The sequence below is a fragment of the Autumnicola musiva genome (genome assembly GCF_031846585.1).
Lineage (GTDB): Bacteria > Bacteroidota > Bacteroidia > Flavobacteriales > Flavobacteriaceae > Autumnicola > Autumnicola musiva.
The window spans coordinates 24,459-42,857 of record NZ_JAVRHK010000009.1; the positions used below are offsets into that span (position 1 = coordinate 24,459).

Sequence of the window (18,399 nt, forward strand, 5' to 3'; positions counted from 1 at the left end):
TAATTTTTTGAGCCTGCATATATTCTGCAGGCTTTTTTATTTGTTCTTTCTGAAATGGGCAGAAAACTTTATTTTTACTTCAAAACTACAAGAATGGCCAAAATTGAATGGAAGACAACTAAGGAATATGAAGATATAACCTACAAAAAATCCAATGGAGTTGCCCGAATAGCCTTTAACAGGCCGGATGTTAGAAATGCATTTAGACCAAAGACCACCAGCGAACTTTATGATGCGTTTTACGACGCACAGGAAGATACTTCAATAGGAGTGGTTTTACTATCGGCGGAAGGACCTTCCGGTAAAGACGGGGTTTATTCTTTTTGCAGTGGAGGTGATCAAAAAGCACGTGGACACCAGGGATATGTTGGTGAAGATGGCATGCACCGTTTGAATATTCTTGAAGTTCAACGTCTTATAAGATTTATGCCCAAGGCTGTAATTGCGGTTGTTCCGGGATGGGCAGTAGGTGGAGGGCACAGCCTGCACGTGGTTTGTGATTTAACCCTTGCGAGTAAGGAGCATGCTATTTTTAAGCAGACCGATGCCGATGTAACAAGTTTCGATGGCGGGTACGGTTCGGCATATCTGGCAAAAATGGTAGGGCAGAAGAAGGCGCGTGAGATATTTTTCCTCGGAAGGAATTATTCTGCGCAGGAAGCTTATGATATGGGAATGGTAAATGCCGTTATTCCACATGAAGAATTAGAAGATACAGCCTATGAATGGGCACAGGAAATACTGGCAAAATCACCTACTTCAATAAAAATGCTGAAATTTGCCATGAACCTTACCGATGACGGAATGGTTGGCCAGCAGGTTTTCGCCGGAGAGGCTACCCGTTTGGCCTATATGACCGATGAAGCGAAAGAAGGGCGGAATGCTTTTCTGGAGAAAAGAAAGCCAAATTTTGAGAAAAAATGGATTCCCTAAGCCAGAAAAGATCTTTTCAGAATAAAATTGTTGCACCGGAATCTTTACCAGGATTTCAGGATGTTCCTTATAATCCTCTTTCCAGGAAGCTTCTCAGCAAGCATTTTGTTCAAATTAGCGTTTGGATGTTGGCGGTGTTTTCTTTTTGTGGTTATATGTTTTTTAATCAGCAGAGAGATGAATTAATTGCCGGTATTGCTATTGGAGCAATATTGATATTCTGCTTCCTTTATATTAACGCATGGAAAATGCAAAAGGTTTATGGCTATTGCCTGAGGGAAAGGGATATAATTTACAGGCGGGGCTATATTACAACCAGTACAACGGTAATTTCCTTTAATCGTATTCAGCATGTTTCCATATCGCGGGGAATACTGGATAAATTTCTTAATATTTCTACTCTTAAAATTTTTACGGCAGGAGGAAGTGGAAGTGATATTAGCATTCCCGGACTCGCACCGGAAATTGCGCAGAATCTGAAAGAAGCATTAATACAGAAGATTTCGGAAGATGACGGAGGAAAAGTTTAGTATTCCGCAACGCCAGTCTGCTGCAGGAATACTGCTGATTTTTTCGGGTGTTCTGTACAAGCTTTTCCGCATGTTCTGGGCCTTGCTCTTTTACTTCTTACTGAAGCAACCTGCTGCAGTTCCTCAGTTGTATATTTTTTCAGGTTTCGCAGTTGTCTTATTGGGCGTGGTGCTTTACAGCTATTTCAGCTACAGAAACTTTCAGTTTCATATTGATTATAATAAGGAGGAGTTTATACTTCGCAAAGGGGTATTTTCTTCAGATTTTCTTGCCGTTCCTTTTGATAAAATTCAGCAGGTGAATTCAGAGCGGGGCGTCCTGCAAAGAATCGTTGGAGTTTACACGCTGGTGATAGATACAGCAGGGAGCGCAGCTAAGGAAGTTAAGATAAGCGCGATAAATAGGGAAGATGCTGATGCACTTTCTGAAATTCTTATCAGCAGAAAAAAAGAAAAGGTAAAGCATGATGTGGAAGTTCAAGAAGATGAGGAGGAACCCACCGGATGGGAATATCGCCTGAGTTTAAGCACGCTGCTGAAGGTAGGTTTGAGTTCTAATTTTTTCAGGGGTTTTGGACTTATATTGGCATTTTTTGCAACTATATTTAATGAGCTGAACAATATGTTCGGTGAGGAAAAAGAATTGCTTATGGAGGAAGCCGGGAAATTAGCTGTTCCAACAGGATCTGCAATTCTTTACGCAGGGCTTTTCCTGGTTCTTCTTTTAGTGAGTATATTAATTACCGTAGCCGAAGTTTTTATCAAATATTATAACCTTAACCTGAAGCAAACAAAAGATCGTTTGTTTGTTGAAATGGGGCTGCGTACAAATACAAAAGTTGGATTGCAGCCACGAAGAGTACAGATATTAAGTATTATCACTAATCCCGTACAACAAAAACTCGACTTATATGAAGCAAAAATCACCCTTGCCAGCAGCCGGAATAAGAAAAGAAAGAATAAGGTAAGTATTCCCGGTTTAACGGGAGAAGCGGCTTCCACTGTTAAGAATTTTCTTTACAACAACATGAAAGAGAAAACTATGACCTCTTACCGGCCAAATATAATAGATTTGTACCGCAGAATTAACTTCAGCTTAATTCCCGTAATTTTAGGCCTTGCTTTTCCAGTACTTATGGCAGAAGTGACATATGTAGAATGGGGGATTTTATCAGCTTTCTATATTGCCTTGATAACAAGCTATAACTATTTTAAGTATAAATCGCTAAAACTTGAATTTACTGAAGATTTTCTTGTAAAATCTTATGGGGTATGGGATAAAACCACCCAGGTAACCGAACTTTACAAGTTACAGGCTATAAGCGTAAAAAGGCCATTTTGGTACAAAAGAAGAGGACTTGTAAACCTGATTTTTCATACTGCGGGAGGAGATATTTCTTTTCGCGCGGTGAATGAAGATGTCCTGAAATTCATGAATTACAGTATATATAGGATGGTAACATCCACCCTCGCCTGGATGTAGATTAATAGGCAGTTTTCGCTAACTTATCAATTTTATCTGTAATTTCTTCCCAAACTTCTTCCTGCAAAAAATGGCGGGATGGTAGGAGTGTCATCTCCTGCAAATCTGCTTCTTTCTCTATTTCTTTGCCGTACCTGTTATAAGTTAGGCCGGGGTCATCTTCTCCCCAAATTGCCTGCACAGGATAAGGGACATCTCTCACTGCCTGTAGGCATAAATCCCTGTATTTAGGAGAATCTGCAAAATTTCGCATTATTTTTAAAAAAGCCTTTCCGTCATCTTCCCTTTTCAGGAGGTCCACGTAAGCTTTTATTTCTTCACTTGGAATTGAGGAAGCATCAGAAACACCAAGAGTGGAGAACATTACCGGCCAGGTGCTGCGGGTAAGCATTTTTAATTCAGCTTCACCTAAAACTTTCTTTTCAAATGGACGCATTGGCAGGGGTTTTTTGAAATTTACAACATCTACCCAAGTGTTAAGAATTGTAAGCGAAAGCACTTTTTCAAGGTTTTTAGCGGCAAGTGCAAAGCCAATGGGACCGCCAATATCGTGTACCACAAGATGAAATTTTTCTACCTTCAGCATTTTAATTGCCTTAGCAAGAAAATCTGCAAAGCTCTGGAAATTGTACTCAAAATCTTCAGGTCGAGCAGAAAGGCCGAGGCCGGGTAGATCAATAGAAATTGCCCTGTAATTTTTTTCAGCAAGGGATTGGAGCACTTTTCGATATAAAAAAGAAGAAGTAGGAACGCCATGAATGCAAATTACAGCTTCACCTTCTCCATATTCAAGAGCAAAAGTTTTTATCCCATCAACTTCAAAATATTTCCCCGATCTTTCATGTTCTTCAACTACACCAGTTATTTTATCATCCTGCGCCATAACTTGTTTGGTTTTAAATTTTAATATACAAATCCCACTGAACAAATAGTAGCAGAAGTTAATAATTTAAGCTTAAAAGAAATCCTCAAATAAATTCAGAAGGTATATTGTATAGGTACATTTATATTAGTTGGGAAAATCAATCTAAATTAAAAAAGCCCGAACCTATAGGAGGATCGGGACTTTTCAATTTTCTGAGAACTAAAATATTATCTTAGTTTAGGGTATTTTGCAGGATTTGATTCATGCATAATAGCATAAACTTTTTCAAAAATATCTTCGGCAGAAGGTTTAGAGAAATAATCCCCGTCAGATCCATATGGAGGACGATGCTCCTTTGCTGTTAACGTTTGCGGTTTACTATCCAGGAAGCGGTAAGCGTTTTGATCTTCCAGAATTTTCTGAAGGATATATGCTGAAGCTCCGCCGGGAACATCTTCGTCTATAACAAGCAACCTGTTAGTCTTTTCCACGCTTTTCACAATATCATGATTTAGGTCAAACGGCAGTAAAGACTGAACATCGATGACTTCGGCATTGATTCCAAATTCCTGTAACTCATGAGCAGTTTGCTCAACAATACGTAATGTGGAGCCATAGGAGACAAGGGTAATATCTTCTCCTTCTTTTATAGTTTCAATTACGCCTACAGGCATTTTAAGTTTCCCAAGGTTATTTGGCCGCTTTTCCTTCAGGCGATATCCGTTAAGGCATTCAATAACCAGTGCCGGTGTATCTATGTCTAGAAGCGTATTATAGAATCCTGCGGCTTTGGTCATGTTTCTTGGCACCAGGATATACATTCCCCGTAGAAGGTTTAATAAGCCTCCAAGTTGCGAGCCACTATGCCAGATGCCTTCCAAGCGATGGCCCCTTGTTCTTACAATTAATGGTGCCTTCTGCTTTCCTTTTGTGCGGTAGTGCAATGTAGCAAGGTCATCACTCATAGTTTGAAGTGCATACATTACATAATCCAGATATTGAATTTCTGCAATAGGACGAAGACCGCGCATCGCCATCCCTATTCCCTGTCCAAGTATGGTAGATTCTCTTATTCCCGTATCGGCGACTCGCAGCTTCCCATGTTTTGCCTGAAGGCCTTCCAATCCCTGATTAACATCACCAATTTCTCCGGTATCTTCTCCAAAAATCAGAGTTTCGGGACGGCTGGAGAAAATGGCATCAAAGTTATCCCGCAGGATTATACGGGCGTCTACTTCTGAAGCATTTGCATCATACTCCGGAGCTATATGCTGTGTGTCTGCATCATCTTTTTGGTATAGGTGACTGCTGTACTCTTCCTGATTCTCTTCGGAATATTTTTCCAGCCAATCAAGAAGTTCCTGTTTTTCATCAGAATCTTCACCAATGAGATATCTTAGAGCTTTTCTGGCGGCAGAAACTACATCTTTTTTAAGTGCTTCCCTTGAAGATGAAAGTTCATTTTTCAGTTTAATAATAAAATTTTTATTAGAACTGTTTCCGGCCACTTTGGTAAGAAGTTTTACCAGTTCTTTCTGCTTCCGGCGAGTAGGAAGAAGGTAGTTGTTCCAGGCTTCCTTTTTGCCTTCCCGAACTTCCTTCTTTATGTTTTTTTCCAGTTGATCCAGCTCTTCTGCGGTAGCGAAATTATTTTCTAAAATCCAGTCCCTGAACTTTACATTACAATCATATTCTCTCTCCCAGCCCAGCCGTTCTTCATTTTTGTAACGTTCATGAGATCCAGATGTGGAATGGCCCTGCGGCTGGGTAAGTTCCACAACGTGAATCAATACGGGGCAGTGTTGATTACGGGCAATTCTTGCTGCTCTTTCATAAGCTTCTACAAGGGCTACATAATCCCAGCCATTCACCACAATTATTTCTATACCTTTCAATTCTTCATTGCGCTGAAAACCTTTGAGAGCTTCAGAAATACTTTCCTTGGTAGTTTGATGCCGGGCATGTACAGATATTCCATATTCATCATCCCACACACTCATAACTAAAGGAACCTGTAAAACCCCGGCTGCATTCATGGTTTCCCAAAAATGTCCTTCACTTGTACTGGCGTTGCCAATGGTACCCCAGGCGATTTCATTTCCATTATCTGAAAATTTATCAGCATCAATCCCATCGACGTTTCTGTAAATTTTTGATGCCTGAGCAAGGCCCAGTAACCTTGGCATTTGTCCTGCAGTGGGAGAAATATCAGAACTGGAATTTTTTTGTTCCATCAGGTTTTTCCATGTTCCGTCATCATTAAGACTATGGGTGGAAAAATGACCGCCCATTTGACGGCCACCGGACATGGGCTCATTTTTAATATCTGAATCTGCGTAAAGTCCGGCAAAAAACTGTTGAATATTAAGTTCATTAATAGCCATCATAAAGGTTTGATCGCGGTAATAACCCGAACGAAAATCACCATTTTTAAAGGCTTTAGCCATAGCTAATTGCGGTATCTCCTTTCCATCGCCAAAAATCCCAAATTTGGCTTTACCGGTAAGAACTTCCCGTCTTCCAAGGATACTGCATTCCCGACTGATAACTGCTGTTGTGAAATCTTTCAGGACCTGCGCCTTAAAATCATCAAACGATATAGAATCTTTTGTTTGTGTTTCGCTATGCATGAACTTGTTTTTGAATAAATACAAATGTAGCAAAAACAATAATTATATACAATTCATAAATTTCGCCTAATATTAAGTTTTCTTCATTATAAATGTATCTTTTTTAATTATTAAAAAATTAACATCTACATAATTTAATTAATATTGAGAATTATGTAATTTAATCTTTTAAGGTGTTAAGCAGGAATGCGGATTAGCTTTTGCCTAATACCACCTTCTGGTAAAAAGTTTTATGAGCGTATTAAGATCTAAGGAAACGATAAACCGGATTTTCTGGTTATAGTCAGGCTGTGCAATTTCCCAACCTAAGTTGGAATAAACCGGAAAGAAAAGTTCAAAATAATCGGCTACAAGGCTAACCCTTATTCCGGAGTCGTATAAAAATTTAGGTTTTACAAGTTCGTTCTTTACCAACCCCAAATCTCCATACGCATAAATCCATTTCCAGATATTTGTACTTGCATTCACAGTGGTAATCCATTGATCAGCAAATTCCGGCTGAAGCTGGGACTTAAATCCTCCTTCGGCTAAAATAATCTGCTGGCTTAATATCCCGCTGCTTTGGCTCCTTCCGTAGTAATTATAATCAAAAAGATAATCTGTGGGGCGATCCAGTGCAAAGCTAAAATAGTCGGTATCCTGGGCATCGTTATAAAGAAAAGTTCCGGCATAAAAACGAAGGTTTATCTGACGGTTGTTCTTAAAAAGTTTCCGGTATTCCAAGCTTAAAGAAATTTTGCTGAATTTTTCAGCCAACTGGTAATCCACTGTTCCGGCATAGTAGTTCACCACATTAGGATTCCTGTAGCTGTACTTTACATTAAACACATTATAATCTGGTTCTTCTACAGGGTCTAAGGGATCAAAATCCCGCTGAACATTTATATTTCTAATGTTGAGGTACTGCCTTTCATTACTCCTTAAGTATTCGTTTCTGAAGGCGAAGGTCATAAAAGGGGTAAGCTTTGTATAAAAAAGATCATAGCCGTAGGAAAACCTGGTACCACTTATTCCATAACTAATTCCGTACAGCCTTTTATTCCTGTATTGGTGCGTGTTAGATATATATGCCGATCCCACCAGGGTTTGACTTTCAGAGGCATACTGAGGAGAAAATTTATAATTCAGGTTCTTGTTTAGGAAGGTTTTGTTATATATAGTAGGGCCAATCGTAATACCGTCATAAAGGTTATAATCAAATTCGGGCATAAAAAACAACTGGTTATACCTGGGATCTTCCACGTCCTGTAGGAGCCGGAATTGCAATGGTTTGTTAAGCAGTTTTGTTACCGCAGCATAATTATTCCGCTGGTTTATTTCAGGAATTTTCTGCTCATAATTCAGGGCTATGCGTTCTATGTCTTTTCGCGGAATTTTTACATCTTTCAGTTTGTCGAAACCGTCTACCCAGGTTTTATATACTATTTTACCATCATTAAGCCCGTAAACAGAAACAGGCATTTGGTTGTTGCGCCTGTCCCGTAGGGTTACCACAAGGGAATCGTCTTCCTTTTTTACATTTTTAATGGAGAAATCTATCTTTTTGTTGGTATTTACATAATCTTCAAAAAACCAGGTTAGGTCCCTGGAAGAATTTTTTTGAAGAAGTTGTTTAAAATTTTCCTGGGTAGTGGGCTTCAGCTTATAATTTTGATAAAATTCCCGTATAGATTTTTTTACGGCATCGGTGCCAAGATAATCCTCCAGATATTCCATTCCTATTCCTGCTTTGTATGAATTGGCGATATTCTTGTTAAATTTAATAAGTGAATCCTGCCGTATATTTAAAGCCTGGTCTGTATTGGATCTGGCCATATTCATGTAAAGCAGCTGGTATTGATCGTTAAATTCAAGATCGGCAGCATGAAACCACCTGATTCCAATGATATCACTTAAACTTCCCATAAGTTTCATTTTGGGGTAGTGGATATCTACGTAGTCAATCATTAGGGATACCAGGATAGCATCTAGCACCCATTGATCCCTACGCGGATCCAGAAGCAGAGTGTTTTGCAAATAATTATAAGAAATGGTTTTGAACTGTTTAAGGTCATATTGAAAACCGTCAGGAAAAGGCCGGATAAATCCTGGTAATTGATTCAAGCCGTAGATGGGGCTGTTTTGATAATCCTCTTTTGTGATGAATATATTATTGTGAGGATATTCACCTAAACGTGAATTGAGATATTCCAAAATACGTTTTAAAAGAACACCTTTTACATTGGGCTCAAGGTCATCATCTTCTAAATCTGTAATAATTTCATGAGAATAGGCGTATAAATCTTCAAATACGTATGTTTTGGTAAGGTAGAGCTTAGATTCTATGCGGTTTTGCCCTACCATCCGTACAATTTTCCTGTCCTCTTCTGAAGAAACATTTAATGTATTTAAAGCTGAAGCAGCATAATATTCCGAAGGGATATTCAGGCTTAATTCAACATCTGCCGGAGGAGTATAATCTAGTCCCAGGTTTTGGTGGCTGTAAAGCTTCCATCCACCTTCTTTATAAATAGCCGGGGTAATGTACCAGTTGCGCATCTTGTAATTTCCCTGGGAATCCCTGCCGTACCTGGTAAATCTGTCCGAAGGGACTTTAATGGCATAGTCTAAATGGAGTGTCCGCTTTTCTCCCGGGGCAAGGGGCTCTTTAAAATCTACTTTTACAATATCAATTCTTTCTGGGACCCTGCTCCATGAAAGGGAGTCACCGCTAGCATCTGCAACGTGGTTAATAACCGTACCTCCGCGTTCTTCGGCACTGGCAAAATGAAATCTTCTTATAAACTCTTCAGAAAAACGTTTTCCCAGGGGACTGCTTTTACTGCTGAAGGCATTTATCCAGTCATTCAGGTAAATACCCTTTAAGCTGTCCTTACTCTGATTTTCGTAAACAATCTCCTGTTGTATATAAAGGCTGTCGGTCTTTGCATCAAGACGGGCATTAACAGAAATACTGTTCTGCCCGAAGCTAAGAGCGCTAAATGTAAAAAAAAGGCAGGAAAAGAGTAAATATTTCAAGATATTGCTGCAGGGTTTAGATAAAACAGAATTGTGGCGAATATAACCAAAGTTTAAAAAGAGCTGTTGTTAATAATAACTAGAAATTAGGACTTAGATTGTACTCATCATAAAATTTATCAAGCACCTCAATAACTTCATCTTCAGTATCTACAACCTGTACTAGATCCATATCTGCAACGCTAATATTTTTAAAACTATCACAAAGGGTGGTTTTAATCCATTCTACCAGGCCGTTCCAAAAATCTGAACCAACAAGAATGATGGGAAATTTATCAATTTTATGAGTTTGGATTAGAGTAATGGCTTCAAAAAGTTCATCCAGGGTACCAAAGCCTCCCGGCATAACCACAAAGCCCTGGGAATATTTCACGAACATTACTTTTCTAACAAAGAAGTAATCAAAATCAAGGCTTTTATCACTATCGATATAAGGATTGTCATGCTGCTCAAAAGGAAGGTCAATATTTAATCCTACAGAGGTTCCTCCGGCAAGATGAGCTCCTTTATTTCCAGCTTCCATTATACCCGGGCCACCGCCGGTTATAACCCCGTACCCGTGATCTACGATTTTAGCAGCAATTTTTTCGGTAAGTTTATAATATTTCTGGTCAGGCTTTGTTCTGGCCGAACCAAAAATAGAAACGCAGGGGCCAATCTGGCTTAGCTTTTCATAGCCATTCACAAATTCACCCATTATTTTAAATATCGCCCAGGAATCATTGGTTTTTATCTCATTCCAGGCTTTGTTTCCTTGCTTAGGTCTCATTTAAATTCAATCTTTTAGTGCAATTCTTTTTTAAGGAATTTAGCTGTATAACTCTTTTTATGCTTTGCGACTTCTTCAGGAGTTCCTGTAACAATCACTTTGCCACCATTCTTTCCGCCTTCATAGCCTATGTCAATTATATGATCTGCCATTTTAACCACGTCCATATTATGTTCAATAATTAAAACAGTATTGCCTTTGTTGGTAAGCCTGTTGAGTACCTCCATTAGTACCCTTATATCTTCAAAATGTAGCCCTGTAGTAGGTTCATCAAGTATATAGAATGTATTTCCGGTATCACGTTTGGAAAGTTCTGTGGCCAGTTTTATCCTTTGTGCTTCTCCTCCTGATAGGGTTGTACTTTGCTGCCCCAGGGTAATATAGCCAAGCCCCACGTCCTGAATAGTCTTTAACTTACGATAAATCTTTGGAATTGGCTCAAAAAACTGAGTGGCTTCATTAATGGTCATTTCCAGGACATCGGCAATTGATTTGCCTTTATACCGAATTTCCAGAGTTTCCCTGTTAAAACGCTTGCCCTGGCAGGTTTCACATTCCACGTAAACGTCTGGCAGGAAGTTCATCTCAATTACCCTTAAACCTCCGCCCTTACAGGTTTCACACCTTCCACCTTTAACATTAAAGCTGAAACGGCCGGGCTTATAACCCCTTATTTGAGCTTCAGGTGTTTTTGTAAATAAACTTCTTATTTCTGAAAATACTCCGGTATAAGTTGCGGGATTAGAACGTGGTGTCCGCCCTATAGGTGACTGGTTTATATCTATCACCTTATCTATATGATCCAGCCCTTTAATGCTTTTGTAGGGCTTTGGTTCCTTTACTCCATTAAAGTAATGTGCATTCATAATAGGATAAAGCGTTTCATTAATAAGAGTGGATTTTCCACTTCCTGAAACACCTGTAACCGCTATCATTTTACCCAAAGGTATTTTTACAGAAACATTTTTAAGATTGTTTCCTGTGGCACCTTTTAATTCTATAGTCTTTCCGTTTCCTTCCCTTCGTTTCTCAGGAACGGCTATTTCTTTTTTTCCATTAAGATAAAGGGCAGTAAGGGTATCGTGCTTTTTTAATTCTGAAGGTGTGCCTTCGCTTATAATTTCCCCGCCATGTTTGCCGGCTCTTGGTCCAATGTCTATAACATGATCTGCGCGTTCAATCATGTCTTTATCATGCTCTACAACTATTACCGTGTTTCCTATGTCCCGGAGAGAAAGCAAGGAATTAATGAGTTTTTCATTATCACGCTGATGAAGGCCAATACTGGGTTCATCTAAAATGTAAAGCACCCCAACAAGTTGCGAACCTATTTGAGTGGCAAGCCTTATTCGTTGCGCCTCTCCTCCTGAAAGGGATTTTGAACCTCGGTTGAGCGACAAATAAGTAAGCCCCACATCTGTTAAAAATTGTAATCTGGTTCTAATTTCTTTAATAACTTCTGTAGCTATCCGTTTCTGTTTTTCAGAAAGTTGACTTTCAATTCCGCTGAACCATTCTGCCAGGTCTGCAATATCCTTTTGAGCAAGTTCAGCAATATTTTGATCATTTATTTTAAAGTACAGCGATTCTTTTCTAAGCCTTCCGCCTTCGCAGGTAGGACATAATATTTTATCCATATATTCTTTTGCCCAGCGGCGCAGAGAAGTGGAATCATTATTATTATAAGTGCTTTCAATAAAAGTTGCTACTCCTTCAAAATCAATTTTAAACTCCCGGTTTATTCCTAAAGATTTTGATTCTTTGGAAAATTTTTCTTTTCCGCCGTACAGAATCATTTGCATAGCCTTCTCCGGGACTTTAGAGATAGGATCGGTTAGCTTAAAATCAAACCGCTCCGCTATTAATTCCAGTTGAGAAAACACCCAGTTCTTCTTCTGAGGTCCATGGGGGGCAAGGCCACCTTTTTTAATGGATTTGCTTTCATCGGGAATAATTTTACCGGTATTTACCTTATGTAAGGTGCCAATTCCATTACAGCTGGGACAGGCTCCTTTGGGAGAATTGAAGCTGAAGGTGTTAGGCTCGGGGGTAGGGTAGGAAATTCCGGTGGTGGGACACATTAAATTTCTGCTGAAATATCTTACCTCTTCTGTTTCATGTTCCAGGATCATCAGCGTATCATCACCATGGTACATTGCTGTTTTTATACTTTCGTTTAACCGCTTTTGCCCATCGGTTTTATCATCAATCTGAAGGCGGTCCACAATAATCTCAATATCATGAGTTTTATAGCGGTCCAGCTTCATTCCTTTTACAATATCCCTTACTTCGCCATCTACTCTCACTTTTACAAAACCCTGTTTCGAGATTTGTTCAAAAAGTTCACGATAATGGCCTTTCCTGGAACGGATTACAGGTGCAAGTATATTCACCCGTTTTCCATTAAACTTCTCTATTATAAGATCTTTTATCTGTGAATCTGTATAACTCACCATTTTTTCCCCGGTATTATAGCTGTAAGCATCTGCTGCTCTTGCATAGAGCAACCTGAGGAAATCATAAATTTCGGTAATGGTACCTACCGTACTTCGGGGATTTTTGCTGGTGGTTTTCTGTTCAATAGCAATAACCGGAGAAAGACCCTCTATTTTATCCACATCTGGTCTTTCCAGACCTCCTAAAAACTGCCTTGCATATGCAGAAAAGGTTTCAATATATCTCCTTTGTCCTTCGGCATAAATGGTATCGAAGGCCAGGGAAGATTTTCCTGAACCCGAGAGACCTGTAATTACTACTAGTTTTTCCCGGGGGATGGTAACATCTATATTTTTTAAATTATGGACTCTCGCCCCTAACACTTCTATTTTTTCTTCGCTTTCCGCCATAAATTTTCTAAAGGGGGGCAAAGGTACTTAAAGTGTTGCTAATTAAAAAGGAAGCTGCATTCGCTGAACGTTAATTTAGAACTAAATAAAAATTATATTAGCAGTGGTAAGAAGAGTTTTAGCAGAAATTATTTATAAAGCTTCCTGGCATATTATACAGGATTTCCCCTATAAATTAGATACAGAAGAAATATTAATTTTATCAACATTAGCTGAAGAGACTTTATCTTCATGCTTTCAGTATTTTTTTACCAAAATCTACCCCGAAAATACCTTATAGAGGATACCTACCTTGGTTAAAAACTCAGCCGAATAATCGGCGAGGGTATAATATTTAATATTACTTATCATTATGAAAAATATAAGCTACTCTGCAGTTTCCCTAATTATCATACTTGCTTCAGCCTTGATTTCCTGTAGCAGTGAGGAAAAAATAGAAGACAGTTCCAACAAAGTAGCTATATCTTTTAAAACCATATTACAGAATGTTACCAACAACAGGGCAGCAGTAAAACAATTGGTTTCAGATGTTCCGGAATGTTCAGCAGAAGAACCAGCAACAGCTGTTGTGGTACTGGCTCTTAATGGCCAAAATCTTGATCCTGTTACGATAAATATCCTGTCTGATGATCCTGATGGAGATGGAAACTTCGAATATTATTCTGACTATTCAAGTGATCTGGAACTGGAGCCGGGGGAATATACGCTGGAAGAATTTGTTGTTTATGATGCACAGGGGGAAATTGTTTGGGTGGCACCAAGGCAGGAAAATGGAACAGGAATTTTTGATGATTATATTGATAATGCTTTACCGGTAAGCATTGATCTTTCCGCCGGAACAAAAAAGTATATAGATGTAGAAGTCCTTTGTTATGATGACCGTTTGGCGAATCAATATGGATATACCTTTTTTGTACTGACGCCGGACAGGGTTTATGATCTTTGCTTTTTTGCTAATTTTTGTCTAAACAATGAGGTTTATATGGCAGATTACAGCCTGGAATTATATTATGTACGGGAAGGACAGGAAGATATTCAGCTTTATCCCAAAAATGATGGTCCTGTTACTCCGGTGACGGGTCAGAATGATGAGGGTGAATACTATACTGAACCTTTATGTGTAAAAATACCGGCACCACAGTTTGGGGAAGCAGATGATGAGGATTATCTATACTTTAAAATAACAATTCTGGACTGGCCTGATAATTATGGGGACATTGAAGATGGAGAAATTATTCAGGAAGGTTATATTAACTGGGATTTAATCGAGATATTAAGAGATACCGATGAAAATCCGGACACAGAGGATACAGATATGAGGTTTTTGCAGTTTTATATCAATTGTGGAAATCCCGGAGGTGAAGATTGCCCTTCAACTCCAGAAGATACCAACGGTGACTGTATTCCCGATAATCTAAACCAATATGGTTACATGTTCTTTGATCTCGAACCAAAACAACTGATAGATTTTTGCCTCTTTGGAAATTATTGCACACCTAATGGACGGCATTATTCGGCTTCTTATTCTATTGATGTTTGGAAACATGAAAATGGAGAAAACGTTGCTCAGCTTTATGATAATCTTTTATCTGAGGTAAGCATAACAGAAGATGGAGAGTACTCGGCAGAGCCTTTATGTATCGTCCTCCCGGACGGACAGGATGATGACGAATATTATTTCGAAATTACCATACAGGATACAGGTGAATATGATGTGGAAGAGGAAGTAATACGCAGGGGTGTAATTTCTGACTCTGAGGTAAAGGCACTTTTCTCGGGAGAGGACAATGTTGAATATTTTCATTTCTTTTACGGATGTGGCCAGGAAGACGATCCTAACCTACTGGACATGGATATTTAATTTTGAGTATTCCCCATTCCATTATTCCCTTTCTGGACCTTATAAATGGTTGGACCTTATAAATGGTTGGAGCTTATGGCAGCCCTTAAAATTTCTTTTACTACTACTAATACCTAATACATACTCTGGACTACCTCTTATACTCATATTGGGGTAGTTCATTATGTAAATCTTCGACTTAACTTTATAAATATGGTTTATTTAATTCCTACTTATCTAACCTAAAAAGCATTTTTCTGCTGTTCCTTTCAATTTAATAAAAGTTACAGATCTGTTAACAAAAAATCAAAATATCTAAAAACAGGTTTAAGGGCTGTTAAAAAATAACTCTTAACCGTAAAATGAAAACTAAAATGTAAGTATAATATTACTATTATTTTTTACGTAATACATTGATTATCATCTATATTTGATCTTATAAATATTAAATATTTATTTTTTCTCCCCATTTGTTGAGATAGTATTAATTAATCTCATTTTGCCCCCTTTCTGAAAAAGGTCTAATTACTTACCATTTGGTAATCAAATTGTTATAAAAAAGATGAATGAAAAAAAACAACTACTACTAATTTCTACAAATAACAGGTTGATTGGGGAAATAAAGGAAGCTCTAAGTCTTCAGTTTGAAATAAGTGAAGCGACTTCTGTGCATACGGGTTATAGTATGGCTACAAATTTATTGCCGGATATAATATTTATTGACAAAACTTCCTTTAATGCTCCTGATGATTTAAAGAATCTTGCAAATTTTAAATCTACACATTTTCTTATCAGGAGTTGGCTCTTAATTTATACAGGGGAGCAGGAAAAACAAGATGTGGAAAGCCAATTTGGACATATAGTGGATGATGTTCTAACTGATAATGTTTCTACGAATGTTATTTGCGAAAGGATTATTAACAGAATATACATAAACTCATCTTTATCTAATTATTGGAAAGATTGTTTTATGGGGATGTTTAACCTCGTGGCAAAACCAGTCGTTCTGCTGGAGAGGAACAGCATTCTTGCCATGAATGATGCTTTTAAAAAAACTTTCAAGGTTGAAGCATCAAAAGATATGAAGTTGACAGATTTTGTTAATGTTGAAAACAAAGCTAAAGTTCAGGCGGGACTTAGAAATTTCTCCAGAGGAAAACATCTAAAAGCCTTTACCAGAACCTCTTTAATTTTAAAGAATGATAAAGTAAGGGAGGCGAAGGTAAACTTCTCAAAACTTAATAAAGGATTTGGAGATCAGTTTATCATGATAATAGATTTTTCAGGGGAAGAAGTTTTTTTTAATGAAGAAATAGGTACAGCTTCTCCCGGAGTTCAGGAAAGCTTTAATGATAACAGTGCAGGGTGTGATTTTAGCTTTACAAAAAGAGAAAAAGAAATTATAGAGCTTCTATGTAAAGGATATAAAACCAAGGAGATTTCATCAGCATTATTTATATCTCCAAAAACTATAGAAAAGCATCGATCCAATATTATCAAAAGAACAAAATCAGAGACTATCCTGGAAAGCATAATTTATGCAATTAATCATAACCTTGTGGAAATAGGTGCTTCATGATAAGGTATAATAGAGGTGCTGACTCAAATTAAGGGTTTTCCCCCATACTGCAGATCTACATTAAAAGGTACTTTTACCAATGAAATAAATAAGAAAAAAGTCACCCCACTTCCAAGTCTTATTTTAACCACCAAAGAGAAAACCCAACCTCTATAATAGGAGAAAAATAGTTCTCCGAATAGGAAAAGCGATCAGGATGAATAATCACTCTGTAACTAATACTATATGAATACTAAGAATATGGAACAACTATGATGTTATTAAACGCTGTTAGCCTCTGTGAAACGAATTAAATGTCCCACCTCACAGAAAAGGGACGAGAAGAAATGAATACAAAATCTTTATTAACCATTTTATTAATCTATTAACCTAAATTTTTTTAATTATGAAACACTTTAGAATTACGTTAATGTCAATTGCCATGATGGCACTTCTTTTCAGCTCTTGTAGCAAAGAGGAAAACGAAGGAATGGAAGAGAATTCTTCCGAAAAAGCAACATTATCGTTTGGGGCGAGCCTGAATGATATGCTGAACAAAAGAGCTCAGACAAAACAACATTTTTCAGATGTTCCTGAATGTTCAGATGCTGACCCTGCAAGTGTAATGGTTGTTATATCATCTAATGGTGTAGACATGGATGAGATAACGTTGGATGTATTATCTGACGATCTTGACGGTGACGGAACTATGGAATATTTTACTGACTATTCTGAAGATCTGGAATTAACACCAGGTACTTATGAACTGGAAGAATTTGTTGTTTATGATGCAGCCGGAAATATGATCTGGATTGCTCCTATAGATGATGATGACAGTGGTGAATTTGACGGTTATGTAAATGATGCATTGCCTATAACCATTAATTTGGGATCTGGAGTTAAAAAGTATGTAGATGTGGAAGTATTGTGTTATGATGAGCGTAATGTTAATCAATACGGGTACCTATTCTTTGACTTTGAAGGAAAAGAATTAATCGACTTCTGTATCTTTGGAAACTTTTGTCCTCCTAATGGTAGGCACTACGTAGCATCTTACAGTATAGATGTTTGGAACTATGTAGATGGTGAAAGTACAGAACAACTTTATGATGATCTTACTGCAGAAGTTGAAATGGATGAGAATGGAGATTATGCAGCTAGTCCTTTATGTATAGTATTGCCTGATGGAGAAGGTGATGATGAATATTACATCGAAATTTCTATTAACGAATCTGATGAGTATTCAACTGAAGAAAGAATCATCCGTGCAGGAACAATTACTGATACTGAGGTAAGAGCATTCTTTGATGGGGAAGATAATCTTGATTACTATCACTTCTTCTATGGAGATTGTAACCAAACTGATAATCCTCCAGTTTTACCAGACCCTAATGATGAGGCTATGAATTACAAAGCTTGCCTTAAGAGTCTAAACGATTCAGGAGCAGTTGCTTTTTCATATGCTCGTCTTGAAGGAAATACACTTTATACTTCTGTATTAGCATATAACATGGAGCCTGGAGAGGTTCATCCACAGCACATTCATGGATTTACTGATGGATCAGATGCGGCTGAAATGAATGCTACTTGTCCTGATATGAGTGACGATGCTAATGGAAATGGTTTTATCGAAATTTCAGAAGGAGCAAGCGATTATGGTCCCGTACAACTTCCACTTGTATATGAAGATGGAGAATTTCCAATGGCTTCTGGTAGTGGAATGTATTTTTACGACTACACTTTTGAGTTAAGCGATGCAGAACGCGAAGCAGTAACTCCTCTTGAAAAGAAAGTAGTTGTATTACATGGGCTTGATGCAGACCTTGGTGATGATGATGATGATGACTATGAGCCTACACTTCCTGTAGCTTGTGGTGAGTACATCATGCAATAATCCGGGAATATTTAAACCTGAGAACTATGGGCG

The 18,399-nt window shown here is 38.1% G+C and carries 11 protein-coding genes; 6 read left to right on the forward strand and 5 right to left on the reverse strand.

Annotated elements, in window-relative coordinates:
* Positions 1–93: 93 nt before the first annotated feature.
* Genes RM539_RS12575 through RM539_RS12585 form a run of 3 tightly spaced genes read left to right on the forward strand, consistent with a single transcriptional unit; the run spans position 94 to position 2,946 of the window.
* A complete protein-coding gene (locus RM539_RS12575; protein WP_311503757.1) occupies positions 94–933 on the forward strand; it encodes a 1,4-dihydroxy-2-naphthoyl-CoA synthase in 840 nt (279 codons plus the stop codon).
* Entirely contained in the window at positions 921–1,463 is a 543-nt protein-coding gene (locus tag RM539_RS12580) for a PH domain-containing protein (protein ID WP_311503758.1), read from the forward strand. The genes RM539_RS12575 and RM539_RS12580 overlap by 13 nt, the downstream gene beginning before the upstream one ends.
* A complete protein-coding gene (locus RM539_RS12585) occupies positions 1,444–2,946 on the forward strand; it encodes a PH domain-containing protein (RefSeq protein ID WP_311503759.1) in 1,503 nt (500 codons plus the stop codon). The genes RM539_RS12580 and RM539_RS12585 overlap by 20 nt, the downstream gene beginning before the upstream one ends.
* Position 2,947: 1 nt before the next feature.
* Here the strand turns inward: RM539_RS12585 and RM539_RS12590 are convergent, their stop codons facing one another.
* The 5 genes from RM539_RS12590 to uvrA all read right to left on the reverse strand — a co-directional run bounded on the left by RM539_RS12590 (position 2,948) and on the right by uvrA (position 13,074).
* Positions 2,948–3,829, reverse strand: coding sequence for an alpha/beta fold hydrolase (locus tag RM539_RS12590; RefSeq protein WP_311503760.1), 882 nt, complete (start codon positions 3,827–3,829; stop codon positions 2,948–2,950).
* 209 nt (positions 3,830–4,038) lie between these two features.
* Positions 4,039–6,441, reverse strand: coding sequence for an alpha-ketoacid dehydrogenase subunit alpha/beta (locus tag RM539_RS12595; protein WP_311503761.1), 2,403 nt, complete (start codon positions 6,439–6,441; stop codon positions 4,039–4,041).
* A gap of 204 nt (positions 6,442–6,645) precedes the next feature.
* The gene (locus tag RM539_RS12600) at positions 6,646–9,459 is read right to left on the reverse strand and encodes a gluzincin family metallopeptidase (RefSeq protein WP_311503762.1); all 2,814 of its coding nucleotides are present in this window, start codon (positions 9,457–9,459) and stop codon (positions 6,646–6,648) included.
* A gap of 79 nt (positions 9,460–9,538) precedes the next feature.
* Positions 9,539–10,228, reverse strand: coding sequence for an LOG family protein (locus RM539_RS12605; RefSeq protein ID WP_311503763.1), 690 nt, complete (start codon positions 10,226–10,228; stop codon positions 9,539–9,541).
* A 14-nt stretch (positions 10,229–10,242) separates the two neighbouring features.
* Positions 10,243–13,074 carry an excinuclease ABC subunit UvrA gene (uvrA, locus tag RM539_RS12610; protein ID WP_311503764.1) on the reverse strand — a complete coding sequence of 944 codons (2,832 nt, stop codon included), beginning with the start codon at positions 13,072–13,074 and terminating at the stop codon, positions 10,243–10,245.
* 352 nt (positions 13,075–13,426) lie between these two features.
* Here uvrA and RM539_RS12615 point away from each other — a divergent pair, with 352 nt between their 5' ends.
* From RM539_RS12615 to RM539_RS12625, 3 genes are all read left to right on the forward strand, one after another.
* Positions 13,427–14,935 (forward strand): hypothetical protein, encoded by a 1,509-nt coding sequence (locus tag RM539_RS12615; RefSeq protein ID WP_311503765.1) that lies wholly within the window; start codon positions 13,427–13,429, stop codon positions 14,933–14,935.
* Between the two features lie 541 nt (positions 14,936–15,476).
* Entirely contained in the window at positions 15,477–16,493 is a 1,017-nt protein-coding gene (locus RM539_RS12620) for a response regulator transcription factor (RefSeq protein WP_311503766.1), read from the forward strand.
* A gap of 385 nt (positions 16,494–16,878) precedes the next feature.
* Complete coding sequence (locus RM539_RS12625; RefSeq protein WP_311503767.1) at positions 16,879–18,366, forward strand: hypothetical protein; 1,488 nt, start codon at positions 16,879–16,881, stop codon at positions 18,364–18,366.
* Positions 18,367–18,399: the final 33 nt, after the last annotated feature.

Excerpts from the sequence above, each read along its gene's own strand:
- RM539_RS12580 (WP_311503758.1), top strand. The coding sequence starts at position 921 with ATGGATTCCCTAAGCCAGAAAAGATCTTTTCAGAATAAAATTGTTGCA.
- RM539_RS12620 (WP_311503766.1), top strand. The coding sequence starts at position 15,477 with ATGAATGAAAAAAAACAACTACTACTAATTTCTACAAATAACAGGTTG.
- RM539_RS12595 (WP_311503761.1), bottom strand. The coding sequence starts at position 6,441 with ATGCATAGCGAAACACAAACAAAAGATTCTATATCGTTTGATGATTTT.
- RM539_RS12625 (WP_311503767.1), top strand. The coding sequence starts at position 16,879 with ATGAAACACTTTAGAATTACGTTAATGTCAATTGCCATGATGGCACTT.
- RM539_RS12590 (WP_311503760.1), bottom strand. The coding sequence starts at position 3,829 with ATGGCGCAGGATGATAAAATAACTGGTGTAGTTGAAGAACATGAAAGA.
- RM539_RS12585 (WP_311503759.1), top strand. The coding sequence starts at position 1,444 with ATGACGGAGGAAAAGTTTAGTATTCCGCAACGCCAGTCTGCTGCAGGA.
- RM539_RS12605 (WP_311503763.1), bottom strand. The coding sequence starts at position 10,228 with ATGAGACCTAAGCAAGGAAACAAAGCCTGGAATGAGATAAAAACCAAT.
- uvrA (WP_311503764.1), bottom strand. The coding sequence starts at position 13,074 with ATGGCGGAAAGCGAAGAAAAAATAGAAGTGTTAGGGGCGAGAGTCCAT.
- RM539_RS12615 (WP_311503765.1), top strand. The coding sequence starts at position 13,427 with ATGAAAAATATAAGCTACTCTGCAGTTTCCCTAATTATCATACTTGCT.
- RM539_RS12575 (WP_311503757.1), top strand. The coding sequence starts at position 94 with ATGGCCAAAATTGAATGGAAGACAACTAAGGAATATGAAGATATAACC.